Raw genomic sequence first — 24,495 nt, forward strand, 5'->3', positions numbered from 1 at the left:
TCACTGTCCGATCAGTTCGGTGACGACCCGGACCATGTGGGCCACGTACGGCTCCTCCATGATCGTGAGGTGGTCGCCGGGTACGTCCACGACCTCGAGCGTGCCGCTGGTGCGCTCGCCCCAGCCGTTGCTCGGGTCCGCGTGCATGCTCTCGATCGCCGTGTGCATCGAGTTGAGGACCCCGGGCAGGGGCTCTGCCGCGTGGATCAGGACCATGTCCTGGTCCACCACCTCGGGCCGGTAGGCGAACGCCGCCTTCCAGTTCGCCTCGTACACGTGGAACAGGCGCCGTACGACGGCCCCGGTGCTCCCCGCGGGCAGGACGCCCTCGTCGATGGCGAGCTGGGCGATGAAGTCGAACTTCTCCTCCAGCGTCGTCAGCCGGTCCGGAATCAGCTCCAGCGGGGAGTCGCCCCCGCGCCGCAGCCACAGCAGCTCCCAGAAGAACCAGCCGAGCAGCGCCTCGTCGTCCGTGGTCAGGCGCCGGCCCGGATTGAGGGCCGTGGTGTCCAGCAGCACCAGCCGGGCGACCTCCTCCCCGGCCGCCCGCAGCTGCCGGGCGATCTCGAAGGCCACGAACCCGCCGAACGACCAGCCGCCGACCACGTACGGGCCGCTCGGCTGCACCCGGCGCATCGCCTCGACGTAACTGGCCGCGATCTCCTCGACGCTGCGCAGCGGTTCGGTGCCGGGATCGCCGCCGGCCGCCTGGAGGGCGTAGAACGGCTGGTCCTCCTCCAGGTACTTGGCGAACCGGACGTAGCAGAGCACGTTCCCGCCCATCGGGTGCACGAAGAACATCGGCCGCTTCGACCCGGCCGGACGGATGGGCACCAGCGGGTCGAAGGCGGTCATCGCCTCGCCCGAACGCAGCCGCCCGGCCAGCTCGGCCACCGTCGGCGCCGACACGAACTCCGACAGCGGCACGCTGATCCCGTAGCGCTGCTCGATCTGCACCACCAGCCGCATCGCCGTCAGCGAGGTCGCCCCGAGGTCGAAGATGTTGTCGTGCACGCCCAGCGCGGGCAGCTGGAGCAGATCGCCGACGATCTCCACCAGGGTCTCCTCGTACGCGTCGCGCGGGGCGGCGGCGGCGTCCGCGGACACCCCCGTGCTCAGCGGGGCGTCGCGCAGCGCCTTGTCGTCGCGCTTGCCGCTGGGCGTCAGCGGCAGGGCCGCCAGCCACTCGAAGTGCGAGGGCATCATGTACTCGGGCAGCACCGTCCGCAGCTGCTTGCGCAGCAGCGCGAGGTCCGCTCCGTCGGGGTCACCCGTCAGGAACGCGGCGAGGAAGGAGTCGTTGCCCTCCCGGCGGCGGGCGACGACCGCCGCCTCCGCGATGCCCGGGTGGCCCGCCGCGAAGCGGGTGATGGCCAGCTCCACCTCGGCAGGCTCCACGCGGTAGCCGCGCACCTTGACCTGCGCGTCGGCCCGGCCCAGGCACACCACGTCACCGCCGGGCAGGACGAAGCCCAGGTCGCCCGTGCGGTACAGGCGCGCCCCCGCCGCGGCGGCCGCGGGGTGCGGGTGCGGGACGAACCGTTCCTCGGTCAGGTCGGGGCGGCCCACGTACCCCTCCGCCAGGCAGGCGCCCGACAGGTACAGCTCCCCCCGCACCCCGGCGGGGACCGGCCGCAGCCGGCTGTCCAGGACGTGCACCGCGGACCCCGCGACGGCCCGCCCGATGGGCGGCAGGGCCGGGAACCCGGCCGGATCGCCCTGCATGGTGTACGCGGTCACCACGTGCGACTCGGTCGGCCCGTACTGGTTCTCCAAGATCACCCCGGGCAGCGCCGCGCACAGCGCGCGTATCTCGTCGGTGACGCGCAGCTGCTCCCCGGAGGAGAGCAGGGCCCGCAGCGAGCGCGGGGCCAGAGCGAGGGCGTCCGCCGTCTCGGCCAGCTGCTGGAGGGCGACGTACGGGAGGCAGATGCGCTCCACGCCCTCGCGGTCGAGCAGCCGGAGCAGGGCGGGCATGTCGCGGCGCTCGTCCTCGGAGAGCAGCAGCAGGGTGCCGCCGCCCGCGAGGGTGGAGAAGATCTCCTGGAAGGAGACGTCGAAGCTCAGCGGCGCGTACTGGGCGGTCACGCCGCCGACGACCCCGCTGGGGACGCCGTTCTGCCAGGCCACCAGGTGGGCCAGCGAGCGGTGCGGCATGGCCACGCCCTTGGGGGCGCCCGTGGAGCCCGAGGTGAACAGGACGTAGGCGATGGAGTCGGGGGTGATCTCCTCGGTCACCTCCGCGGGGATCCGGGGGAGGTAGGGCCGCTCGCCGTCCTCGGAGAAGATCTCCTCGGCCGGGAGGACCAGCGCCGGCCCGCCGACGGTGGCGCTGTGCGCGGCGTTCGCGATGACCCGGAACGGACGGGCCTGCTCGACCATCGCGGTCAGCCGGTCCACCGGGTAGCTGACGTCCAGCGGGACGGTGGCGGCGCCGGCCTTCATGACGCCCAGGATGACGGCGACGGTCTCCGGCGAGCGGTCCATCGCGATGCCGATCCGGTCACCGGGCCGCGAGCCGAGCGCGATCAGCTCGCGCGCCACCCGGTCGGCGTGCCCGTCCAGTTCGGCGTAGGTCCAGCGGCGGTCGCCGAAGACCACGGCCGTGGCGTCCGGGGTGCGGGCGGTCTGCTCCGCGACGGCCCGTACGACGTCCGGCGGCGCGGCGGTGTCCGCCAGGCCCTGGGGCGCGGCCGGCTCCGGCTCCCACGCGGGGGCGAGGAAGCCGAAGTCGGGCGCCTCGTCCGGGTGGTGGACCAGCCGGTCCAGGATCGCGGTGAACCGCTCGGCGTACAGGTCGGCCTGGGCCGGGGTGAAGGTCAGCCCGTGGTGGTCCAGCCGCAGTCGGACGGAGCCGTCGACCGGATCGGTCATGGCGTTGACCAGCAGTTGGAAGTTGGTCTCCTCCCAGGTCCGGAAGTCCAGCAGACGGACGCCGGGCAGCTCGAAGACGGCGGCCAGCTGGCGGAAGTGGATGTAGTTGAAGGCGGTCTCCAGGACGGTGGAGCCCCGGTCCTCCTGGATCGCGCTGAGCGGGTAGCGGCGGTGGGCGTGGCTCTGCTGCTCCTGCCGGAAGGCGGCCCGGACCACGTCGGCCCAGCTGTCGGCGGCGGTGCCCAGCCGCACGGGCATCGTGTTGAGGAAGAGCCCGGCGATGCGGTCGGCGTCCTCCAGCTCGGGGCGGCCGTGGGTGACCAGGCCGGTGGTGATGTCGTCGGAGCCGGAGAACAGTCCCAGGGTCAGGCAGTGCGCCGCGAAGAGCACCGACTTCACGGGCAGCGCCCGCTCCCTGGCGAACAGGGAGACCTGCTCGGTGAGTTCGGCCGGCAGGTCCACGATGCTGGTGATCTGGGTGTCCGGGCCCGGGGCCTCGTGCCCGCGGAAGGCCTGCAGGCGCAGCAGCGGAGCGTCGCGCAGCCGCTCGCGCCAGAAGGCGCGGGCCGGCTCCGACTCCAGGGCCTCGCGCTCGGCGCGTACGTGGTGTGCCGCCGAGGGCAGGCGGGTCTCGGCCACGGCCCCGATGGGGTGGCCCAGGCCGTGCAGGTAGTCCTGCAGCAGCTCGGCGACCAGGGTGGCCACGCTGCCGCCGTCGAGGATCGCGTGGTGGAAGCTCAGGACCAGCTCGAGCGTCTCCTCGCGGACGTGGGCGCGCAGGTGGTGGAGCGGAGCCCGCTCGAAGTCGTAGCGGTGGAAGCGCCGTTCCTCGACGTGGGCCTGGATCTCGGCGAGCGCCTCCGCCTCCGGGCGGCCCCGCAGGTCCACCGCGTCGAAGCCGCCGGCGACCTCGTGGTCCACGATCTGGAGGGGCTCGGAGAAGGAGCCCAGGTCGAAGGAGGAGCGCAGGACCGGGTGGCGTGCGACGAGCCGGTCGAAAGCGCTCCGGAAGGCCTCCTCGTCCCACGCGGCCGTGACGCTGTACTGGAAGACGTCGCGGTAGACGGCCGAGTCCTGCTCGGCCCGGCTGTGGTAGAGCAGTCCGAGCTGGAGGCGGGTCAGCGGGTAGGCGTCGGCGCGGCCTTCCAGCCGGGCCCGGTCGACGCCGGAGACCAGGGCGAAGGGGGCGAGTTCGGCGGCGGGCGACGCGGGCGCGCCGCCGGTGGCCGACCTGGCGGCCAACTGGGCCACGGTCGGCTGCTGCACCAGGTCCGTCAGGTCGAACACGATGCCGGCCTTCTCGGCCCGGGCGCGGATGCGCAGCATCGTGATGGAGTCCCCGCCGAGCGCGAAGTAGTCGTCGTGGATCCCGACCCGCTCCGCCTCCAGTACGTCCGCCCAGATCGCGGCGAGCGCCTCCTCGGTGGCGTTGCGCGGGGCCGCGTACCGCGGACCGGCGCCGGCCGAGGGCGCGGGCAGGGCGCGGCGGTCGGCCTTGCCGTTCGGGGTCAGGGGGACGGCGTCGATCCGGATGAAGTGCGCCGGGACCATGAACTCGGGCAGTGCGGACGCCAGTTCGGCGCGCAGCAGGGCCGGGCTGAGCTCGGTGTCCGCGACGTAGTAGCCGATCAGCAGGGTGCCCCGGCTGCCCGACTGGTGGTCCACCACGACGGCGTCCCGTACACCGGCCACGGAGGCCAGCCGGTTCTGTACCTCGCCGAGCTCCACCCGGTTGCCGCGGATCTTGACCTGGCCGTCGATGCGGCCGAGGTACTCCAGGGTGCCGTCGGCCAGCCAGCGGGCGAGGTCGCCGGTGCGGTAGAGCCGCCCGCCGGGGAGGAAGGGGTCCTCGGTGAACTTCTCCGCGGTCAGCTCGGGCCGCTCCAGGTAGCCGCGGGCGACCTGGACGCCGCCGATGCACAGCTCGCCGGGGACACCGGCCGGCTGGAGCCCGCCGTGCGCGTCCAGCACGTACAGGCGGGTGTTGTCGATGGGCCGGCCGATCGGGATCCGGCGGACCGGCCCCTCGCCGGCCGCCGGGCAGTCGTAGTACGACACGTCGACCGTCGCCTCGGTGGGCCCGTAGAGGTTGACCAGCTTCGGGGCGCCGTCGCCGCGGGAGCCGAAGACCCGGTTGAACTGCTCGACCCGCGCGGCGGGCAGGGCCTCGCCGCTGCAGAACACCTGGCGCAGGGACGCGGCTTCGGCGCGCAGCTCCGGGCGGTCCTCCAGCAGGTCGAGGAAGGGGCCCAGCATGGAGGGCACGAAGTGCAGGGTGGTGACCCGCTGTTCGGCGATCGTGCGCAGGATCCCGCGCGGGTCGCGCTGTCCCCCGACGGGCAGCAGGGCGAGGGCGGCGCCCTCGATCGCCCACCAGAAGAGCTCCCACACGGAGACGTCGAAGGAGATCGGCGTCTTCTGGAGCAGGACATCGCCCTCCCCGACCGGGTAGGCCTTCTGCATCCAGGCGAGCCGGTTGACCACCGAGTGGTGCTCGACCATGACGCCCTTGGGCCGGCCGGTGGAGCCGGAGGTGTAGATCACGTACGCGAGGTCGTGCGAGGTGGCCGGGTCCTCGAGCGGCCCGTCCGGCCCGGTCAGCAGCTCGTCGGTGCGCAGGACCGGGACGTCCTGGTCCCCGGCCGGGGCGCCGCCGTCGGTCAGCACCACCTTGGCCCGGCTGTCCTGGAGCAGGAAGCCGATCCGCTCCGCCGGATAGCCCGGGTCCACCGGTACGTAGGCGCCGCCGGACTTGAGGACGCCGAGCAGGGCGACGATCAGCTGCGGGGATCGGTCCATCAGGACGGCCACCCGGTCGCCGGTGCCCACGCCCCGTGCGCGCAGGGCGTGCGCCACCTGGTTGGAGCGGGTGTCGAGGTCCGCGTAGGTCAGCGCGGGGGTGCCGTCCGCGCCGGTCACGGCGGTCCGGTCCGGGGTGCGGGCGGCCTGCTCGGCGATCAGCCCGTGCACGGTCCGGTCGTCGGCGTACGGGACTTCGGGGCCCTGCCGCAGCTGCGTGAGGTCCTTGTGCTCCGCCTCGTCCAGAACGGGCAGCGTCGCCGCGGGCCGGCCGGGCTCGGCGACCCCGGCGGCGATGAGGCGCAGCAGGTGGCCCGCGACCGAGGCGATGGGGTAGTCCTCGTCGAACACGTCGACGGCGTAGTCGAGATCGACCCGCAGGTCGGCGTCGTCCTCGAAGGCGTGCACCATCACGGACAGCGCGTCCTGGTGGTGGACGGGCGCCAGCACGACGGACTCCACCGAGGCGCCCGGAAGCGGAGCGGGCCGCGGGTGGCGCAGGTAGGAGAGGGTGATGTCGAAGAGCCGGCGGGAGCCGGCGCCGGCCGCCGGCAGGTCGCGCAGCACGTCGCCGAGGGGGAACCGCTCGTGGGCGCGCAGTTCGCCCGTACCGCGGCGGACGGCGGCGGCCAGTTCGTGGAGGGTCGCCGTGGGGCCGGCGGGCACGCGCAGCGGCAGGTTGTTGGCCAGCTGGCCGACCGTCCCGAGGTCGCTCTCCGCCCGCCGGTTGCGGAACGGGACTCCGAGCACCAGCTCCTCGGTGCGGTGCACGCGGGAGAAGTAGGCGCCGAAGGCGGCCGCGAGGAAGGCGAACGGGGTGCTTCCGCCGCGGCGGATGCGGCGGACCAGATCGGCGTCGACGGTGAAGGTGTGCCGGGCCCGGCGCCGCGCGCCGTCCGCGGGAGCCGCGGTGGCGCGGGTGAACAGGGCGGGACGCACGCCGGCGAGCGCGTCGCGGAAGTACGCCCGGTCCTCCTCGAAGGCGCCGGAGGCGCGGTAGGCGGAGTCGGCCTCGACGAGCGCGGTCACGGACGGCGGAGCAGGGCGGTCCACGGCCACGGCACCGGTCCCGGCGGCCATGGTCACGGCCACCCGGTCTCCGTAGCGCTCCCACAGCCGCAGGCTGACCTGGTTCAGGGCCCAGGCGTCGGCGATCAGATGGTGGGCGTTGACGTGCACATGGACGACCGAGGCACTCTCGCGCAGCACTGCGGCCGTGAACAAACGCGAACGCCGCAGGGTGAAGGGGTGCGTGAAGGAGTACTCCCGCCACGCCGCGCAGGCCGCCGCGGGGTCGGCCGCGCCGGAGAAGTCGACGTACTGGACCCAGGCGCCCGCCTCCTCCTGCTCATCGGCCGCGGCCACCCACTGGCAGGGGATCCCGTCCTGTTCGTCGAAGCGCAGGGAGAACGCGTCGTGGTCCCGCAGGACCTCTTCGAGCGCTTCCCTCAAGCTGTCCACGTCGACATCGCCGGCCACCCGCTCATGAATGACCACGTTGAACTGGGGGTCACCCGGCGCGGTGGACTCGGCAGCCCAAATGTCCAGCTGGTAGGCGGACAGAGGGAGCTGGCGTGTTGCGAGCATCGGCCTTCCTTCGCTAATTCCGACGGCCGGAATGTTTGCCGTCCGATGCTCAGGAGCCTACGTTTCCCGCAATCCGGTCCACCACTACTCGTATGAGTGGAGGAGGACTACTCGATCAGGTAGTCACGGGTGGGAATATGTGATCCGCGCGATATTCCCAAGGGATTTTCGCGAGCCCTCGCTAACATCTCGGACATGACCTCTCTGCTTCCTTCCCAAAAATCCGTCATCGTGCGTGGCAGCGGGCCAGGACTGCTGCTCGCGCATGGTGCGGGCAGTGACATCGAGGACAGTTACGGGCCGGTCCTCGAAAATCTCGCCGCCCGTCGGACCGTCATCGGCCCGGATTATCCGGGCTCCGGGAATAATCCCCTCCAGGACCTTCCGCTGACACTCGACCGGCTCGCCGACCACATAGTGGAAAGCGCCGTGCAATCCGGCGTGCATTCTTTTGCCATATCCGGATTCTCGCTGGGCACGACGGTGGCCGTGCGGGCCGCGGTACGCCATCCCGAGCGGGTTACCGCTCTCGTTCTCTCCGCCGGATTCGCCCGTCCGAACGCACGCCTCAAGCTGGTGGTCGACACCTGGCGCGCGCTCGGCGCGCCGGACGGCGACAGCAGGGTCCTGGCCTCCTACCTCTCCCTGGTGGTCGGGGGCGCCCGCTGGCTCGACGCGCGCTCCCACGAGGAGGTCGAGGAACAGCTCGCGCTGTTCTCCGCCGGGATGCCGCCGGGCACCGACGCGCAGCTCGCCCTCTTCGACGGCATCGACGTGCGGGCCGACCTGGCGCGGATCGCGGTACCGGTCCTCGTCGTCTCACCCCTCGGCGACCTTCTCACCACTCCCGTTCACTCCCGCGAACTCGCGGACGGCATCCCGGGCGCCCGGCTGGCGACGCTGGACTGCGGTCACGCCATCGCCGCGGAGCGGCCGGCCGAGTGGGCCGCGCTCATCACCGAGTTCCTCGACTCCGTAGGCGGCTGACCGCCGCGGGCGGTACGGGCAGGCCCGCCCGTACCGCCCGAGCCGTACCGACCCCGCCGTCCGGGCCGTCCCTGGGCGGCGCACGGCGGGGGCGGCCGGTCGTCGGCCCGGCGCCCGGCCCGCCGGCCCCGGGGTGGGGGCGGCGCGGCCCGGGGGTGGGCGCCGGGCCGGTCTCAGAGGCGCCCTGACGAGGGCGCCTTGCCCAGGGCCGTCACCGCGAGGGCCGCGACGGCGAGCCCGCCGCCCAGCCACATCACCGCGGTGACGCCCGCGCCGTCCGCGGCCAGCCCCCCGGCCAGCGCGCCCAGGGCGATGGCCCCGTTGAACACGCCGACGAACAGCGAGGACGCGGCCTCGCGCGCCTCGGGAGCCGAAGCCAGCAGCCAGGTCTGGGTGCTGACCGACACGCCGCCGTACGACAGTCCCCAGACGGCCAGCAGCACACCGGCGGTCAGGACGGAACCGCCGAGCAGCGGCACCAGCGCGACCGTGGCCGCCAGCACCGCGCTGATCACCAGCAGGGTGGAGCGCGGGGAGCGCCCGGCGCCCGCGCCGGCCGCGAAGTTGCCCGCCACGCCCGCGACTCCGTACACGAGCAGCAGTGTGCCGATCATCCCGGCGCTCGCCCCCGAGACCTCCTCCAGCACGGGGCGCACGTACGTGTAGGCGGCGAAGTGGCCGGTGACCAGCAGCGCCACCACGACCAGCCCGGTCCGCACCCGCGCCTCGCCGAACAGCCGCATCACACCGCCGAGCCGCACCTCCTGCTCGGCGGGCAGCCGCGGCAGCAGAACCGCCAGGGCGACCAGCACCAGCAGTGCCAGGACGCCCACGGTGACGAACGCGGCTCGCCAGTCGGCCAGTTCGCCGATGTACGTACCCGCGGGGACGCCGAGCACCGAAGCCACCGCGATGCCGCTGAAGATCAGCGAGGTCGCGGAGCCGATCGACTTCGGCGGCACCAGGCGGACCGCCAGGCCCGCCGCGATCGCCCAGACACCGCCCATGCCGATGCCGACCAGCACGCGCGCGGCCACCATCACCGCGAAGTTCGGGGTCCACGCCGCGAGCAGGTTGCCCACCGTCAGGACCGCCATCAGCGCACACAGCACCGCCCGCCGGTCGAACCGCCCGAGCAGCGGTGTCAGCAGCGGCGCCGACACCGCGCCGACCAGGCCGGTGATGGTCAGGGTCAGCCCGGCGGTGCCCTCGGTCACCTCCAGCGCGTCCCCGATGGGCGTCAGCAGGCCCACGGGCAGCATCTCGGACGTCACCACCGTGAACGTCGCGCTCGCGACCGCCGCGACGCCGAGCCAGCCGCGGGTCGCGGATCGCTCCGGCACCCCGGTGGTGTCTGCAATTTCCTCAGTCTGTGCCATGCGACCAGCCAACCCGCCCCGACCTGCGGGAACAACGGCCGATCCCTCATCCTTCGATAAGCAGGGCTACTCGATCGGCCGCGCCGGGGCGGCGGTGTAGAAAGGAAACCATGAGCGGTGTCGAGATACGCGAGCTGGAGACGTTCCTCGTGCTCGCGCAGGAGTTGCACTTCGGACGGACCGGCGAGCGGCTGTACGTCTCGCAGAGCCGGGTCAGCCAGCTGCTGCGCTCCCTGGAGAGCCGCATCGGCGCGCCACTCGTCGAACGCACCAGCCGCCGGGTGCGCCTGACCCCGCTGGGCGAGAGCTTCCTCGCGGGCCTGCGCCCCGCCTACGACGCGCTGCGCGCCACGGTGGACGAGGCCCGGGCCGCCGCGCGGGGCATGGGCGGGGAACTGCGCATCGGCTTCCAGGGCACCGTCGACGACTACCTCAGCCGGGCGATCGCCCTGTTCGGCGACCGGTATCCCGACTGCGCGATCGACATCGTCGAGATCCCGCTCTCCGACCCCTTCGGGCCGCTGCGCCGCCAGGAGGTGGACTGCGCGGTGGTGCTGCTGCCGGTGGCCGAGGACGACCTCGTCCTCGGCCCGGTCTTCTCCCGGCAGCCGCAGACCCTGGCCGTGTCCGTCCGGCACCCCTTCGCGGCGCGGGAGTCACTCTCGGCGGAGGAGCTCGCCGACTGCCGGCTCATCGGCATCGACGGCGGGGCCCCCGAGTACTGGCGCCAGGCCCAGGCCCCCGGTCTGACCCCCGGCGGGCTCCCCGTACCGGCCGGACCCAGCGTCAACACGCTCCAGGAAGGCCTGAGTCTGACGGCGGCCAACCGCGGAGCCATGCTGCTGTGCCGGTCCACGGCCGACTACCACGGCCGCCGCGACTCCCTCACCTTCGTCCCGGTGCAGGGCCTGCCCGACTCCGAACTGGGCCTCATCCGCCACCGCACGCGGCCCTCCGCGCAGGCGGAGGCCTTCGCCCTGGCGGTCGGCGAGACGGCCGGACCGGCGGACTGACCGGCGGACTGACCGGCTGACGGGTTGAAGGGTGACGCGGTGACGGGCTGACGGGCTGAGGGACTGGCGGGGCCGCGGCGGCCTGGGGCCGGGCGGACGGCGGTCCGCCCGGCCCCAGACGCCTCAGAACGGGTGCCAGCGCACCCCGGTCGCGCCCTCGCGCAGGGAGTCCACCCGACGGCGGAATTCGGCCAGCGCCTTCGGGTTGGTCGGCGCGTGCTGGGAGACCCAGGCGCAGCTGGCCGTCTCGCGGGCCCCGCGCAGCACCGCGCAGCCGTCCCAGTCGCGGACGTCCCAGCCGTACGCCGTCACGAACGCCCCGTAGGACGCGGCCGGCAGCCCGTACCGGTCGAGGGAGAGGGCCATCACCACCAGGTCGTGCTCGCGCAGGTCGGCCGAGACTGTCTCCAGGTCGACCAGGACCGGTCCGTCCGGGCCGACGTGCACGTTGCGGGGCAGGGCGTCGCCGTGGATCGGCCCCCGAGGCAGGTGCGGGACCAGGGCGGCCACCTCGCCCGCGTAGGCGTCGCGGCGGCCCCGCAGGTACGCCGCGTCCGCCGGGTCGATCGCGTCGCCGGCCAGCCGCAGCCAGCGTTCGACCCCGCCCAGCAGCTCCCGCGCGCCCAGCCGGAACGGCGGTTCGGGCAGGGCGTGGATCCGCCGCAGCAGCCCCGCGAGGTCCTCCGGCTCCGCGGGACGCACCGCCGCCGGGAGCCGGTGCCACAGCGTCACCGGGTACCCGGCCACCAGCCGCGGCTCCGGCTCAGCCGCGCGGACCGCCGGGACGCCGGCCCGTTCCAGCCAGTACGCGACGGCCAGTTCGCGCCTCGCCCGCGCCGCCAGGGCCTCGTCCGCGCGGCCCACCTTCACCACCAGGTCCCCGGCGGCGAAGACCGCGTTCTCGCCAAGGGCCAGCAGGGCGGCGCCTTCGCCGCCCAGGCCCGCGGCCGCCAGTACGTCCCTGGCCCGCGCCTCGTCCATCTCGTACTCCGGATCCGGATCGTCGTGAATGCGCCAAGTCTCCCATCCGGATGTGCGCTGCCTTGACGCGCCATCAGCCCCTGCGCACGATGACCGCAACGGGAAGGGGTGAAGGTGACCGCAGCCGCCCCCGCGCACACGGGCCGCCGGGCCGGCCACGGGGCCTGGTTCCTGGTCCTGCCCGCGCTCATTCCGATCCTGCTGCTCAGCCTCGGCCCGCTGCTCTACGGCGTCTCCCTGGCCTTCACCGACGCCCAGTCCGGCCGCACCTCGCCCACCCAGTGGGTCGGGATGCTCAACTTCCAGGACCTGCTCCACGACCGGCTGTTCTGGGAGTCCTTCCGGATCGGCCTGCTGTGGGCGGTCGGAGTCACCGTCCCGCAGTTCCTGCTGGCCCTCGGGCTGGCCCTGCTGCTCAATCAGAACCTCCGCTTCCGGTGGCTGGCCCGCTCGCTCGCGATCATCCCCTGGGCCATGCCCGAGGTGGTGGTCGGCATCCTCTGGCGGCTGGTCTACCACCCCGACGCGGGAGTCCTCAACGAGACCCTGTCCGGCCTCGGGCTCGCCGGGGACACCGACTGGCTCAGCGGCCTGGCCACCGCCCTGCCCGCCGTCGTCGTGGTCGGCATCTGGGCGGGCATGCCCCAGACCACGGTCGCGCTGCTCGCCGGACTGCAGAACACCCCGCACGAACTCCACGAGGCCGCCGCCCTCGACGGCGCCGGCGCCTGGCGCCGCTTCCGGGCGGTCACCTGGCCCGCGATCCGGCCGGTGGCGCTGTCGATCTCCGCGCTCAACCTGATCTGGAACTTCAACTCCTTCGCCCTGGTCTACGTGCTGACCAACGGCGGGCCCGGCGGCCGAACCCGGCTGCCCATGCTCTTCGCCTACGAGGAGGCCTTCCGCTACGGGCAGTTCGGGTACGCGGCCGCCATGGGCTGCGTGATGGTCGCGGTGATCTCGGTGCTGCTCGCCGTGTACCTGGCCGGCCGGCTCCGGGGAGGCGACACCTGATGGGACCCGCGCGCAGCCGCTCCAGAACCCCCCGAGGCGTCCGGGCCGCCCAGTACACAGCGCTCGCCGGCTACCTCGCCTTCCTCGCGTTCCCGTTCCTGTGGCTGCTCTCCACGGCCTTCAAGCCCGCCCGCGAGCTCGGCAGCCTGCACCCCACCTGGATCCCCGAGGACCCGACCCTCGGCAACTTCCGCCAGGCCTTCGCCGAGCAGCCGCTGGCGCAGGCGGCGCTGAACAGCCTGGTCGCCGCGGTCTGCGCCGCCGTGCTCGCGGTCGCCCTGGCCACCCCGACGGCCTTCGTCCTCGCCCGCCGGCGGGGGAGGCTGGCCACCGCCGCCACCGGCTGGGTCGTGATCAGCCAGGCCTTCCCGTTCGTCCTGGTGATCATCCCGCTCTTCCTGGTGCTGAAGAACCTCCACCTCGTCAACTCGCTCCCGGGCCTGATCCTCGTGTACGTCGTCTGGTCGCTGCCGTTCGCGCTGTGGATGCTCGTCGGCTACGTGCGCGCCGTCCCGCCCGAGCTGGAGGAGGCGGCCGCGATGGACGGGGCCGGGCGGCTGCGCACCCTCGTCTCGGTGGTCGCGCCCCTGCTGGCGCCGGGGATCGTGGCCACCGCCCTGTTCGCCTTCATCACCGCCTGGAACGAGTTCTTCTTCGCCCTCGTCCTCCTCAAGACCCCGGAGAAGCAGACCTTGCCGGTCGTCCTGACGCACTTCCTGGGCGCCGAGGGGGCCGCCGACCTCGGCCCGCTCGCCGCCGCGGCCTTCCTCGCGACCCTGCCCTCGCTGGTGGTCTTCGCCGTCATCCAGAAGCGGATCACCGGCGGCATGCTGGCCGGGGCGGTGAAGAGCTGATGCGCCGCCGCGCAGGACGGCGCGCCCGTGCCGGGGCCGGCGCCCCGGCCTGGGTCTGCGCCCTCGTGCTCGTGCTGCTGGCCGCGACGGCCGGCGGCTGTTCCGCGCCGCGCGGCACTTCCGACGGCGTGGTGCGGCTGCGCTTCCAGTCCCTGGCGTGGCAGAAGGAGTCCGTCGACGCCAACAGGGCCCTGGTCGCCGAGTGGAACGCCGCCCACCCGGAGGTCCAGGTCCAGTACGTGCAGGGCAGCTGGAGCAGCGTCCACGACCAGCTGCTGACCTCCTTCGAGGGCGGCGAGGCCCCGGACGTCATCCACGACGCCTCCGACGACCTCGCCGACTTCGCCTACGGCGGCTACCTCGCGGACCTGCGGCCCCTGCTCTCCGAGCGGCTCAAGGCCGACATCCCGGACGCCTCCTGGGAGACCGTCACCTTCGGGCCGGACGGCGGGGTGTACGGGGTCCCCTTCCTCCAGGAGCCCCGGGTCCTGATGGCCAACACCGAGCTGCTGCGCGCCTCGGGCGCGCGCATCCCCACCCCCGAAGCCCCCTGGAGCTGGGAGGAGTTCCGCACGGCCGCCCGGCAGCTGACCGCTGAGGGGCGGTACGGGGTGGCCTGGCCGCTCAAGGACCCCGTCTCCGCCACCCTCAACCTCGGCCTGTCCGCGGGCGGCCGGCTCTTCCACCGCGACGCCGGGGGCAAGGCCGCCATCCGCTGGTCCGAGGGGGACGCCGTCGTCCCCGCCACCATCCGGGCCCAGACCGAGACCGACCGCAGCGCCTCCCGGGCCACCCTCGGGATGGGCGGCTCCGACACCCTGCCCGGCTTCTTCGGCGGCCGGTACGCCATGGTGCCGCTCGGGTTCTCGTACCGCCAACAGATCGTGGCCCAGGCGCCGCCCGGCTTCGCGTGGCAGGTGCTGCCGCCCCCGGCCGGGGCCGAGGGCCTGTCCCAGGGGGTCAGCCCGCAGACCCTGTCCGTCGCGCAGGACAGCCCGTACAAGAAGGAGGCGGCGGCCTTCATCGACTTCCTGCTGAGCCCGGCCAACATGGTCCGCCTCGCCCGCGGCGACTGGATGCTGCCGACCGGCACCCGGGCGCTGGCCGACCCCGCGCTGCGCACGCCCGAGCTCGGCTGGGCCACCGGCGCGGCGCTCGCGGCCGGGCTGCGGCCCGCGCCGGCCCAGTCGGTGCGCGGCTACCCGGAGTGGAAGGACAAGGTCGCGACCCCGGCGCTGCAGGAGTTCTACAGCGGCGCGATCGACCTAGCCGAGCTGGAGAAGCGCCTGGTGGGAGACGGGAACCGGGTGCTGGCGCGGTACCAGAGGTAAGCGCCGGGAAGGAATATGGATTGCACGAGACGTCTCGTCTCGTTATGGTCGGATCATGACCTCGGCCAAGCCCGCCCACATCGCCATGTTCTCCATCGCCGCCCACGGACACGTCAACCCGAGCATCGAAGTGATCCGGGAACTCGTCGCACGGGGCCACCGCGTCAGCTACGCGATCCCCGCCTCCTTCGCCGAGAAGGTCGCCGAGACCGGCGCCACCCCGGTGATCTGGAAATCCACCCTCCCCACCGACGACGAGCCGGAGGCCTGGGGCACCGAACTCATCGAGAACCTCGAACCCTTCCTGGACGACGCCGTCCAGGCGCTCCCGCAGCTCGCGGCCGCCTTCGACGGCGACGAACCCGACCTCGTCCTGCACGACATCACCGCCTACCCCGCGCCCGTGCTCGCGCACCGCTGGGGAGTCCCCGCGGTCTCCCTCTCCCCGAACCTGGTCGCCTGGGAGGGGTACGAGGAGGAAGTGGCCGCGCCCATGTTCGCCGACCTGAAGGCGTCGGAGCGCGGACAGGCCTACTACGCCCGCTTCGCCGCCTGGCTGCGCGAGAACGGCCTCGGCGACGACGTGGACCGCTTCCAGGGCCGCCCCCGCCGCAGCCTCGTCCTGATCCCCCGGGCGCTCCAGCCGAACGCCGACCGCGTCGACACCTCCGTGTACACCTTCGTCGGCGCCTGCCAGGGCGACCGCACCGCGGTCCAGGGGCGCTGGCAGCGCCCGGAGCGGGCCGAGGGCAGGAAGGTGCTGCTGGTCTCCCTCGGCTCGGCCTTCACCAAACAGCCCGCCTTCTACCGCGCCTGCGCCGAGGCCTTCGGGGACCTGCCCGACTGGCACGTCGTCCTCCAGATCGGCAAGTTCACCGACGAGGCCGAACTCGGCGAGATCCCCGCCAACGTCGAAGTCCACCGCTGGGTTCCCCAGCTGGACATCCTGCGCCAGGCCGACGCCTTCATCACCCACGCGGGCGCCGGCGGCAGCCAGGAGGGCCTCGCCACCGCCACCCCGATGGTCGCCGTCCCGCAGGCCGTCGACCAGTTCGGCAACGCCGACATGCTGGTCTCGCTCGGCGTGGCCCGGCACGTCCCGATGGAACAGGCCGACGCCGCCACCCTGCGCGAGGCGGTCCTCGCCCTGGTCCGGGACCCCGCGGTCGCCGCCCGCTGCGCGGAGGTCCGTACGCGGACGGCCGCCGAGGGCGGCGCGCGCCAGGCCGCCGACCTGATCGAGGCCGAACTGTCATAGGCCCGGCCTACGCTGCCCCCATGGCCAAGAAATACGCGGCGCTGCTGCGCGGGATCAATGTCGGCGGGAGCAGGAAGGTCCCCATGGCGGAGCTGCGCTCCCTCCTGGAGGAGCTCGGCCACGAGGACGTGCAGACGTACCTGCAGAGCGGCAACGCCGTCTTCAGCAGCGCGGGGAAGGACCCGCGGGCACTCGCCCGGGAGCTGGAGACGGCCATCGAGGCGCACTTCGGCTTCCGGGTGGCGTGCCTCGTCGTGGACGGGGCCCACCTGAAGGCCGTCGCCGACGCCTGCCCGTTCCCGGCCGCCGAACTGGAGGGCAAGCAGCTCCACGCCACCTTCTTCTCCGAGCAGCCCGGCCCGGAGCGCTTCGCCGGGCTCGACCGGCAGGCGTACCTCCCCGAGGAGTACCGGCTGGGCGACCACGTGCTCTACCTCTACGCCCCGGGCGGGCTGGGCCGCTCCAAACTGGCCGAGGCCCTCGCCAAGCCGGCCCGGGTCAAGGGCATCGACGCCACGACCCGCAACTGGAACACGGTCGCCAAACTGGTGGAACTGACCGCGGCCTGACAGGGCGCATACCTCTCACGCCCCGCCCCGACGGCAACACGGGGGCCGGGATGTGCCAGGCTCGTGGGCATGCGTTACATCATCATCGGCGCGGGCGCGGTCGGCGCCACCATCGGCGGACGGCTCGCGGAAGCGGGCGGCGAGGTCGTCCTCGTCGCACGGGGCGCGCACGCGCAGGCCCTGCGGGCGGACGGCCTGCGGCTGACCACCGCGGCCGGCACCCGCGTGCACCGGCTGCCCGTGGTCACCGGGCCGGTCGAACTGGGCGAACTGCGCCCGGACGACGTCCTGCTGCTGGCCGTCAAGACGCAGGACGCGATCGCCGCGCTCGACGCGTGGGGCGACGCGGAGGTCGCGGGCGGCGGAACGGCGGCGCAGCGGCTTCCGGTGCTGTGCGCGCAGAACGGCGTCGAGAGCGAACGGCTGGCCCTGCGGCGCTTCGCGCGGGTGTACGGGGTGTGCGTGTGGCTGCCCGCGACCTTCCTGGAGCCGGGCGTGGTCTCCGCGCTGTGCGCGCCGCTGACCGGGATCCTGCACGTCGGCCTGGCCGCGGGCGGCACGGACGCGCTGACGCGGGCGGTCGCGGCCGACCTCGGGAAGGCGGGCTTCGAGGCGCCGCCGGCCGAGGACGTGATGCGGTGGAAGTACGCGAAGCTGCTGGGGAACCTCGGCAACGCGGTCCAGGCGACCACCGGCCCGGAGCCCGGCCCGGCGAAGGCCGCGCTGCTGCTGCGGGCGGTCCGCGAGGCGAAGGCGGTCTTCGGGGCGGCGGGCATCGCGTACGCCTCGGACGCGGAGCAGGCCGCCGCGCGCGACGGCAAGGCGGAGCAGCCGCCGGGAGTCCGGGGCGGGTCGTCGTGGCAGAGCCTGGCGCGGGGCACGGGCTCGGTGGAGGCGGACTACCTCAACGGGGAGATCTCGCTGCTGGGCCGGCTGCACGGCGTCGCCACGCCGGTGAACGACGTGCTGCGGCACGCGGCCAACATCTTCGCCCGCGAGGGCCTCCCGCCGGGCGCGATGTCCATCGAGGACCTCACCGCCTTGGCCGACGAGGCCGTGGCCCGCTCCTAGCCCGTCCAGCCGGGCCCCCGGCCTCGCCGGGTGTTCGAGGCGCCGGGCCTGGGGCGGAGCACCGGCAGACGGGGGTCAGGCGGTCAGGGCCGAGAGCCGCGCGGGCGCGCAGGCCGCGGCGTCGAAGCGGCGCAGCAGGAGCCGGGCCAGTTCCGGCGCCGGGCCCAGGACTTCGGCCAGGACGTCCGCACCGCCGGCTTCGGCTCCCGCGGCGATCCGGTCCGGCAGCCGCCCCGGGGCGATGACGTACGGCGCCACCGCCACCCGTGCGAAGCCCTCCGCGCGCAGCGCCCGTACGGCGTCCTGCGTACGGGGAAGGGCAGCGGAGGCGAACGCAGGACGCACGGCACACCAACCGGTGCGCCGCCACTCCCGCGCGGTTTCAGCGATCGCTGCGATCGCCTCCGGGTCTGTGGATCCGGCGGACGCGAGCACCACCGCGGTGGTGGCGCGGTCCGCCGGGGTGAGTCCGGCCTCGGCCAGCCGGCGGTCGAGGGCCGAGAGCAGGAGCGCCGAAGGCCCGAGGACATCGGCCACGCGCACCGACAGCCCCGGCAGCCGGGCCGTCGACTCGGCCAGCGCCGCCGGGATGTCGGACTTCGCGTGGAAGGCACGGGTGAGGAGCAGGGGGAGCGCGACGACCTCGCGCACCCCCGACAGGTAGAGCGAAGACAGGACCTGGCCCACCGTCGGGGTGTTGAAGTCCAGGAAGGCCGTCTCCACCCGCAGCCCGGGCCGCAGCGCCCGCACGCGCCCGGTCAGGGCGTGCACGGTCGCCGCGTGCCGCGGGTCGCGGCTGCCGTGGGCGATGACGAGCAGGGCGGGTGCGGTGGACACGGGACTCACTTGACCAGGAGGCCGCGGCTGCGCAGGACCCACCGCTCGATGGGGCTGAAGATGAGCAGGTCGATGGCGATGCCGACGACGAGGATCAGGATGATCGCGAGGAACACGCCGGGCAGGTCGATGTTGTTGCGGCCGTTCTCCAGGAGTTGGCCCAGGCCCAGGCCGAGGTCGGGGGAGCTGGCGATGATCTCGGCGGCCATCAGGGAGCGCCAGGAGAAGGCCCAGCCCTGCTTGAGGCCGGCCAGATAGCCGGGGAGCGCGGCGGGCATGACGATGTGGCGGGCGCCGGCGAGTCCGGTGGCGCCGAGGGTGCGGCCGGCGCGCAGGTAGAGGGGTGGGATCTGGTCGATGCCGAGACGAGGCCGTTGGCGATGGAGGGGACGGCGCCGAGGAGGATGACGGTGTACATCATGGCGTCGTTGAGGCCGAACCACAGGACGGCGGGGGTACCCAGGCGACCGAGGGGAGGGATTGCAGGCCTTGGAGGATGGGGCCGATGGCGGCGCGGACGAACTTCACGCGGGCGACGAGCAGTCCGAGGGGGGTGCCGATGGCCAGGGCCAGCAGGAAGCCGAGCAGGCCGCGGGAGACGCTGGTCCAGATGACTTCGAGCAGCGTTCCCTTGAGCCACATGTCGGCCAGGCTGTCCCACACCGCGGACAGTGCGGGCAGCTTCGTCTGGTCGGTGACCTCGAGCGAGACGAGGACCTGCCAGACCACGAGCACCAGGCCGACGGCCAGGACCGGCGGCAGGACCTTCTTGAGGAGGATCTCGCGGACCGGGGTGCGGTGGGTCTGGACCGCGTCGAGCGCGTCCAGGCCGGCCTCCAGGCCCGCCAGGTCGTCCTGCCCACCCTTGCCCGTGACCTTCGGGGTGGTGTCAGTGCTGGCCATGGCGGCGGATCTCCCCACGCAGGTGTTCAGTGATCTCGAGGGACAGCTCGGCGACGTCCGCGTCCTCGATGCGGCGCGGCTGCGGGATGTCCACGGTCCATTCCTTCGCGACCCGGCCGGGCCTTGAGGAGAGCAGGACCACGCGCTGGGCGAGGCGCACGGCCTCGCGCACGTTGTGGGTGACGAAGAGGACCGACAGGTTCGTCTCCGCCCAGATGCGGGCGAGTTCGCCGTGCAGCACGTCGCGGGTGATCGCGTCGAGCGCGGCGAACGGCTCGTCCATCAGCAGCAGTTGGCTGTCCTGGGCCAGTGCCCGGGCCAGGGCCACGCGCTGGCGCATGCCGCCCGACAGCTCGTGCACGCGCTTGCCGTGGGCGCCGCCGAGGCGGACCAGCTCCAGCAGCCGCTCCGCCTCCGGCTTGCGGTCGGCCTTGGGCACCCCGCGCAGCCGCAGGGCGAGTTCGATGTTCTTGCCCGCGGTCAGCCACGGGAACAGGGCGTGCTCCTGGAACATGAGCGCCGCACGCCCTGGTGTCTGGATCGACCCCTGGGACGGCTTGTCCAGGCCCGCGACCAGGTTGAGCAGGGTCGACTTGCCGCACCCGGAGGCCCCCAGGATGGTGACGAACTCGCCGGGAGCGACATCGAGGCTGATGTCGTCCAGGACGAGCTGCGATCCGGCCGGGCCGGAGAAGGACTTCGAGACGTGCTCGATACGCGTACCGTGCGTCAGCTCCGCTACGGGGCCCTCGAGAGCCTTGGCAAGCGTGGTGGCCATGGTCGTCACCTCCTGGGGTTGCTGGAATTGCGGGTTACTCGGCGCCGAGGCCGGCGTCGGGGACCTCGGGCTTGCCGGCGGCCTTCAGCACCTTGTTCAGGAGCCTCAGGTCGTAGATGCCGGTCAGGTCGGGCTGCTCGATGAGCCCCGCCTCGACCGCGTAGTCGGCCTGCGTCTTCAAGGTGGAGGCCAGCGGGTCGTCGGTGATGGCGATGCTCGGCCAGGCCGGGTCGATGATCTTCGCTTCGAGCGGCTTGCCGTTCTCGGCTTCGAGCTTGGCGTTGGCGGAGGCCTTCGCCTTGTCGGGGTTGGCGTTGATCCACTCGTTGGTCTTGACCGTGCCCGCCAGGACCGCCTCGACGACGTCGGGGTGCTCCTTGAGGAACTTCTGCGACACGATGGTGTTCGTGATCACGAACTTCTGGTCGGGCCACAGGGCGGTCTCGTCGAGGAGGACGGAGCCGCCGTCGGAGACTAGTTTGGAGGCGGTGGGCTCGGGCACCCAGGCGCCGTCGATCGAGCCCTGCTTGAAGGCGTCGGGGGTGACCTTGTTGTCGGTGCGGACGACGGAGACGTCGCCCTTGCCGGACTCGGGGTCGACCGTCCAGCCCTTCTCCGAGATCCAGTTGAGGAACGCGACGTCCTGCGTGTTCCCCTTCTGCGGGGTGGCGATCCTCTTGCCCTTGACGTCGTCCAGGCTCTTGATCTTGTCCGGGTTCACGACCAGCTTCACGCCGCCGGAGGCCGAGCCGGAGACGATCCGCAGGTTGGAGCCCTTGGACTTCACGTAGCCGTTGATCGCGGGGGAGGGGCCGATGAAGCCGATGTCGAGCGAGCCGCCGTTGAGGGCCTCGATCTGCGACGGACCGGCGTTGAAGGCCTGCGGCTTGATCTTCGTGCCGCCCAGTTCCCGCTGGATCAGGCCCTCCTGGAGGCCGACCAGAGCGGTGGCGTGCGTCAGGTTGGAGAAGTACCCGATCCGGACCTCGGAAGCGGAGAGCTTCTTGCCGGCGGCGCCGGCCGGCTGGGGCTCGTCCTTCTCGGCCTGGGAGCCGTAGCCGCAGGAGGCGAGCGCACCGATCAGCAGCGGCAGGGCGGCGGCGACGAGGCCGCGGCGCAGGGCCGTTCGGCTGCTGCGCGTCGTGCGGGTGGTGGCGGTGGCAGGCACGGGAGGGCTTCCTCTCGTGACGCGGTCATCTCATGACGCACGTCTTCGTCTGTGGAGCGGGGGCGGGTACGGCTCACGGGAGGTGCCGGTGCGACAGCGGGGCGCCGACGGCGACACGGTCAGCGCGCACATCGCGTCACCCCTCCCTGGCCGCTGCCGAGGGCGCCTCCCCCGGACTTCGTCCGGGGGTACCCCCAGCCCACGCGGCCGCCCTCCTTCGCGAAGGTGGAGCAGATGTCGGAAGCCATGGGCTAGAAGTCCCACCCTTCCTCGTCGGCCTGGACGGTGGTCTCGGCCTGGGAGGCGAAGGACTCGCCGGCCATGCCCGCCGCCAGGGTGGTTCCGTCGGCCGGGTCGATCAGCAGGAAGGAGCCCGTGCGGCGCGAGTCGGCGTACGCGTCGAGCGCGAGCGGCTCGGCCGTACGGACGACCACGCGGCCGATGTCGTTCGCCACCAGCTGCCCGGGGTTCGGGTGCTGGGACAGGTCGTCGAGGGTCAGCCGCGAGGGGATCTCCTTGACGATCGCCTTGACCGTCCGCGTCGTGTGCTTGATCAGCACCCGGGCGCCGACGGCCAGGGGCTGGTCCGCCACGTGGCAGACCGTCGCCTCGACGTCCTGCGTGGTGGCCGGGGCGCTCGCGGACGGCGCGATCAGGTCGCCGCGCGAGATGTCGATGTCGTCCTTGAGGCGCACGGTCACCGACTGCGGGGCCCAGGCGATGTCCACGCTCTTGCCGAGCGATTCGATGCCCTCGATGACCGAGGTACGGCCCGAGGGCAGCACGGTCACGGCCTCGCCGACCCGCAGCACGCCGGAGGCGATCTGGCCCGCGTAGCCCCGGTAGTCCGGGTGCTCGGCGGTCTGCGGGCGGATCACGTACTGCACCGGGAAACGCGCCGGGCAGGCGGTGAGGTCGTGGCTGACCGGGACGGTCTCCAGGTGTTCGAGCACCGTCGGGCCGCCGTACCAGTCCATGTTCGCCGACGGGTCCACCACGTTGTCCCCGGCGAGCGCCGAGATCGGGATCGCGGTGATCTCGGGGACGCCCAGGTCCGAGGCGTACGCGGTGAACTCCTCCGCGATCGCCGCGAAGACGGACTCCTGGTAGCCGACCAGGTCCATCTTGTTGACGGCCAGAACCACGTGCGGGACGCGCAGCAGCGCGGCGACGGCCGCGTGCCGGCGGGTCTGCTCGATCACGCCGTTGCGGGCGTCGACCAGCACCACGGCCAGGTCGGCGGTGGAGGCACCGGTGACCATGTTCCGGGTGTACTGCACGTGCCCCGGGGTGTCGGCCAGGATGAACCGGCGGCGCGCGGTGGCGAAGTAGCGGTACGCGACGTCGATGGTGATGCCCTGCTCCCGCTCGGCCCGCAGGCCGTCGGTGAGCAGCGCGAGGTCGGGGGCGTCCTGGCCGCGCTGGGCGGAGACGGCCTCGACGGCCTCCATCTGGTCGGTCAGGACCGACTTGGAGTCGTGGAGCAGCCGGCCCACCAGGGTGGACTTGCCGTCGTCGACGGAACCGGCGGTCGCGAAGCGCAGCAGCGTGGTCGCCGACAGATCGGCGAACGGCTCGGTGGTGGAGGTCATGTCTAGAAGTACCCTTCGCGCTTGCGGTCTTCCATCGCGGCCTCGGACATCTTGTCGTCGGCGCGGGTCGCACCCCGCTCGGTGAGGCGGGAGACGGCGATCTCGGCGATCACGGCGTCCAGCGTGGCGGCGTCGGAGTCGACGGCGCCGGTGCAGGACATGTCACCGACGGTGCGGTAGCGGATGAGGCGCGTCTCGGGCGTCTCGTCCTCCTTGGGGCCGCCCCACTCGCCGGCCGTCAGCCACATGCCGCCCCGCTGGAACACCTCGCGCTCGTGCGCGAAGTAGATCTCCGGCAGCTCGATGCCCTCACGGGCGATGTACTGCCAGACGTCCAGCTCGGTCCAGTTGGAGAGCGGGAAGACCCGCACGTGCTCACCGGGCGCGTGGCGGCCGTTGTACAGCTGCCACAGCTCGGGGCGCTGGCGGCGCGGGTCCCACTGGGAGAACTCGTCGCGGAGGCTGAAGACCCGCTCCTTGGCCCGGGCCTTCTCCTCGTCGCGCCGGCCGCCGCCGAAGACCGCGTCGAACTTGAGGCGCTGGATCGCCTCGGTCAGCGGGAGGGTCTGCAGCGGGTTGCGGGTGCCGTCCGGGCGCTCGCGCAGCTTGCCCGCGTCGATGTACTCCTGGACGGACGCCACGTGCAGGCGCAGCCCGTGCTTCTCGACCGTGCGGTCGCGGTACTCCAGCACCTCGGGGAAGTTGTGCCCCGTGTCGACGTGCAGGAGGGTGAAGGGCACCGGCGCCGGCGCGAACGCCTTCAGCGCCAGGTGCAGCATGACGATGGAGTCCTTGCCGCCGGAGAACAGGACCACCGGCTTCTCGAACTCGCCCGCCACCTCGCGGAAGATGTGCACGGCCTCGGATTCGAGGGCGTCGAGGTGCGACAGCGCGTAGGGCGCGTCGGTCTCTTCGTGCAGGTGGGCGACCGTGGTCATGCCAGACCCCTCTCGGTGAGCAGCGCGTGCAGGGCCGAAGCCGACTCCTGGACGGTCTGCGTGTGCGACTCGATACGGAGGTCCGGGGACTCCGGCGCCTCGTACGGGTCGTCGACCCCGGTCAGACCGGAGATCTCGCCCGCGGCCTGCTTGGCGTACAGGCCCTTCACGTCCCGCTCGGAGCAGACCTCCACCGGGGTGGCCACGTGGACCTCCAGGTAGCCCGTCCCCGCGGCGGCGTGCCGCTTGCGGACGGCCTGGCGGCTGTCCGCGAACGGCGCGATCACCGGTACCAGCGCCTTGACGCCGTTGCTCGCGAGGAGTTCGGCGACGAAGCCGATGCGCTGCACGTTGGTGTGCCGGTCCTCGCGGCTGAAGCCGAGTCCGGCGGAGAGGAACTCGCGGATCTCGTCCCCGTCGAGCACCTCCACACGGTGGCCATCGGCGCGCAGCCGCTCGGCCAGCGCGTAGGCGATGGTGGTCTTGCCGGCGCTGGGCAGCCCGGTCAGCCACACGGTGGCGCCCTGGTCGCTCACGCTCATCTGCTGTGTCTCCGTAAGTG

Annotated in this window: 16 protein-coding genes and 2 pseudogenes; 8 read left to right on the forward strand and 10 right to left on the reverse strand. The window is 73.0% G+C overall.

Features of this window, described 5'->3' with window-relative positions; translation table 11 throughout:
• Positions 1-7,260, reverse strand: coding sequence for an amino acid adenylation domain-containing protein (locus BGK67_RS26890; protein WP_069922491.1), 7,260 nt, complete (start codon positions 7,258-7,260; stop codon positions 1-3).
• 195 nt (positions 7,261-7,455) lie between these two features.
• Between BGK67_RS26890 and BGK67_RS26895 the strand changes: the two genes are divergently transcribed.
• Positions 7,456-8,247, forward strand: a complete 792-nt coding sequence (locus BGK67_RS26895) for an alpha/beta fold hydrolase (RefSeq protein WP_069922492.1) — start codon at positions 7,456-7,458, stop codon at positions 8,245-8,247.
• Positions 8,248-8,420: 173 nt separating this feature from the next.
• Here BGK67_RS26895 and BGK67_RS26900 read toward each other — a convergent pair whose 3' ends face one another.
• Positions 8,421-9,626, reverse strand: a complete 1,206-nt coding sequence (locus BGK67_RS26900) for an MFS transporter (protein ID WP_079154391.1) — start codon at positions 9,624-9,626, stop codon at positions 8,421-8,423.
• Positions 9,627-9,736: 110 nt separating this feature from the next.
• Here BGK67_RS26900 and BGK67_RS26905 point away from each other — a divergent pair, with 110 nt between their 5' ends.
• The gene (locus BGK67_RS26905; protein WP_069922493.1) at positions 9,737-10,639 is read left to right on the forward strand and encodes a LysR family transcriptional regulator; all 903 of its coding nucleotides are present in this window, start codon (positions 9,737-9,739) and stop codon (positions 10,637-10,639) included.
• A 123-nt stretch (positions 10,640-10,762) separates the two neighbouring features.
• On the opposite strand, the gene BGK67_RS26910 is transcribed toward BGK67_RS26905, so the two are convergent.
• Positions 10,763-11,620: a phosphotransferase enzyme family protein gene (locus BGK67_RS26910; RefSeq protein ID WP_069922494.1), complete on the reverse strand. Its 858-nt coding sequence runs from the start codon at positions 11,618-11,620 to the stop codon at positions 10,763-10,765.
• A 114-nt stretch (positions 11,621-11,734) separates the two neighbouring features.
• Between BGK67_RS26910 and BGK67_RS26915 the strand changes: the two genes are divergently transcribed.
• The 6 genes and pseudogenes from BGK67_RS26915 (at position 11,735) to BGK67_RS26940 (ending at position 17,717) form a co-directional block, all read left to right on the forward strand.
• Entirely contained in the window at positions 11,735-12,634 is a 900-nt protein-coding gene (locus BGK67_RS26915) for a carbohydrate ABC transporter permease (protein WP_244291316.1), read from the forward strand.
• Positions 12,634-13,488, forward strand: coding sequence for a carbohydrate ABC transporter permease (locus tag BGK67_RS26920; RefSeq protein ID WP_069922496.1), 855 nt, complete (start codon positions 12,634-12,636; stop codon positions 13,486-13,488). Before BGK67_RS26915 ends, BGK67_RS26920 begins: the two co-directional genes overlap by 1 nt.
• Positions 13,488-14,819 carry an ABC transporter substrate-binding protein gene (locus BGK67_RS26925; RefSeq protein ID WP_069922497.1) on the forward strand — a complete coding sequence of 444 codons (1,332 nt, stop codon included), beginning with the start codon at positions 13,488-13,490 and terminating at the stop codon, positions 14,817-14,819. Before BGK67_RS26920 ends, BGK67_RS26925 begins: the two co-directional genes overlap by 1 nt.
• Positions 14,820-14,839: 20 nt before the next feature.
• Positions 14,840-16,077: pseudogene (gene mgt / locus BGK67_RS26930) on the forward strand (macrolide-inactivating glycosyltransferase).
• A 20-nt stretch (positions 16,078-16,097) separates the two neighbouring features.
• Positions 16,098-16,646, forward strand: coding sequence for a DUF1697 domain-containing protein (locus BGK67_RS26935; protein ID WP_069922499.1), 549 nt, complete (start codon positions 16,098-16,100; stop codon positions 16,644-16,646).
• A 69-nt stretch (positions 16,647-16,715) separates the two neighbouring features.
• Positions 16,716-17,717, forward strand: a complete 1,002-nt coding sequence (locus tag BGK67_RS26940; protein WP_069924131.1) for a ketopantoate reductase family protein — start codon at positions 16,716-16,718, stop codon at positions 17,715-17,717.
• Between the two features lie 75 nt (positions 17,718-17,792).
• Here the strand turns inward: BGK67_RS26940 and BGK67_RS26945 are convergent, their stop codons facing one another.
• The 7 genes and pseudogenes from BGK67_RS26945 to cysC form a co-directional block, all read right to left on the reverse strand.
• Positions 17,793-18,554 carry a sirohydrochlorin chelatase gene (locus BGK67_RS26945; RefSeq protein WP_069922500.1) on the reverse strand — a complete coding sequence of 254 codons (762 nt, stop codon included), beginning with the start codon at positions 18,552-18,554 and terminating at the stop codon, positions 17,793-17,795.
• A gap of 5 nt (positions 18,555-18,559) precedes the next feature.
• Positions 18,560-19,457 (reverse strand): annotated as a pseudogene (locus BGK67_RS26950) (ABC transporter permease).
• Complete coding sequence (locus tag BGK67_RS26955) at positions 19,444-20,235, reverse strand: ABC transporter ATP-binding protein (RefSeq protein ID WP_069922501.1); 792 nt, start codon at positions 20,233-20,235, stop codon at positions 19,444-19,446. Before BGK67_RS26955 ends, BGK67_RS26950 begins: the two are co-directional and overlap by 14 nt.
• Before the next feature lie 34 nt (positions 20,236-20,269).
• Positions 20,270-21,403, reverse strand: a complete 1,134-nt coding sequence (locus tag BGK67_RS26960) for an aliphatic sulfonate ABC transporter substrate-binding protein (protein ID WP_069922502.1) — start codon at positions 21,401-21,403, stop codon at positions 20,270-20,272.
• A gap of 251 nt (positions 21,404-21,654) precedes the next feature.
• The gene (locus BGK67_RS26965; RefSeq protein WP_069922503.1) at positions 21,655-22,995 is read right to left on the reverse strand and encodes a sulfate adenylyltransferase subunit 1; all 1,341 of its coding nucleotides are present in this window, start codon (positions 22,993-22,995) and stop codon (positions 21,655-21,657) included.
• Positions 22,996-22,997: 2 nt separating this feature from the next.
• Positions 22,998-23,933 carry a sulfate adenylyltransferase subunit CysD gene (gene cysD / locus BGK67_RS26970; protein WP_069922504.1) on the reverse strand — a complete coding sequence of 312 codons (936 nt, stop codon included), beginning with the start codon at positions 23,931-23,933 and terminating at the stop codon, positions 22,998-23,000.
• Positions 23,930-24,475 carry an adenylyl-sulfate kinase gene (gene cysC / locus BGK67_RS26975; protein ID WP_069922505.1) on the reverse strand — a complete coding sequence of 182 codons (546 nt, stop codon included), beginning with the start codon at positions 24,473-24,475 and terminating at the stop codon, positions 23,930-23,932. Before cysC ends, cysD begins: the two co-directional genes overlap by 4 nt.
• Positions 24,476-24,495: the final 20 nt, after the last annotated feature.

The sequence above is a fragment of the Streptomyces subrutilus genome (assembly GCF_001746425.1).
In the GTDB taxonomy this organism is placed as follows: domain Bacteria; phylum Actinomycetota; class Actinomycetes; order Streptomycetales; family Streptomycetaceae; genus Streptomyces; species Streptomyces subrutilus_A.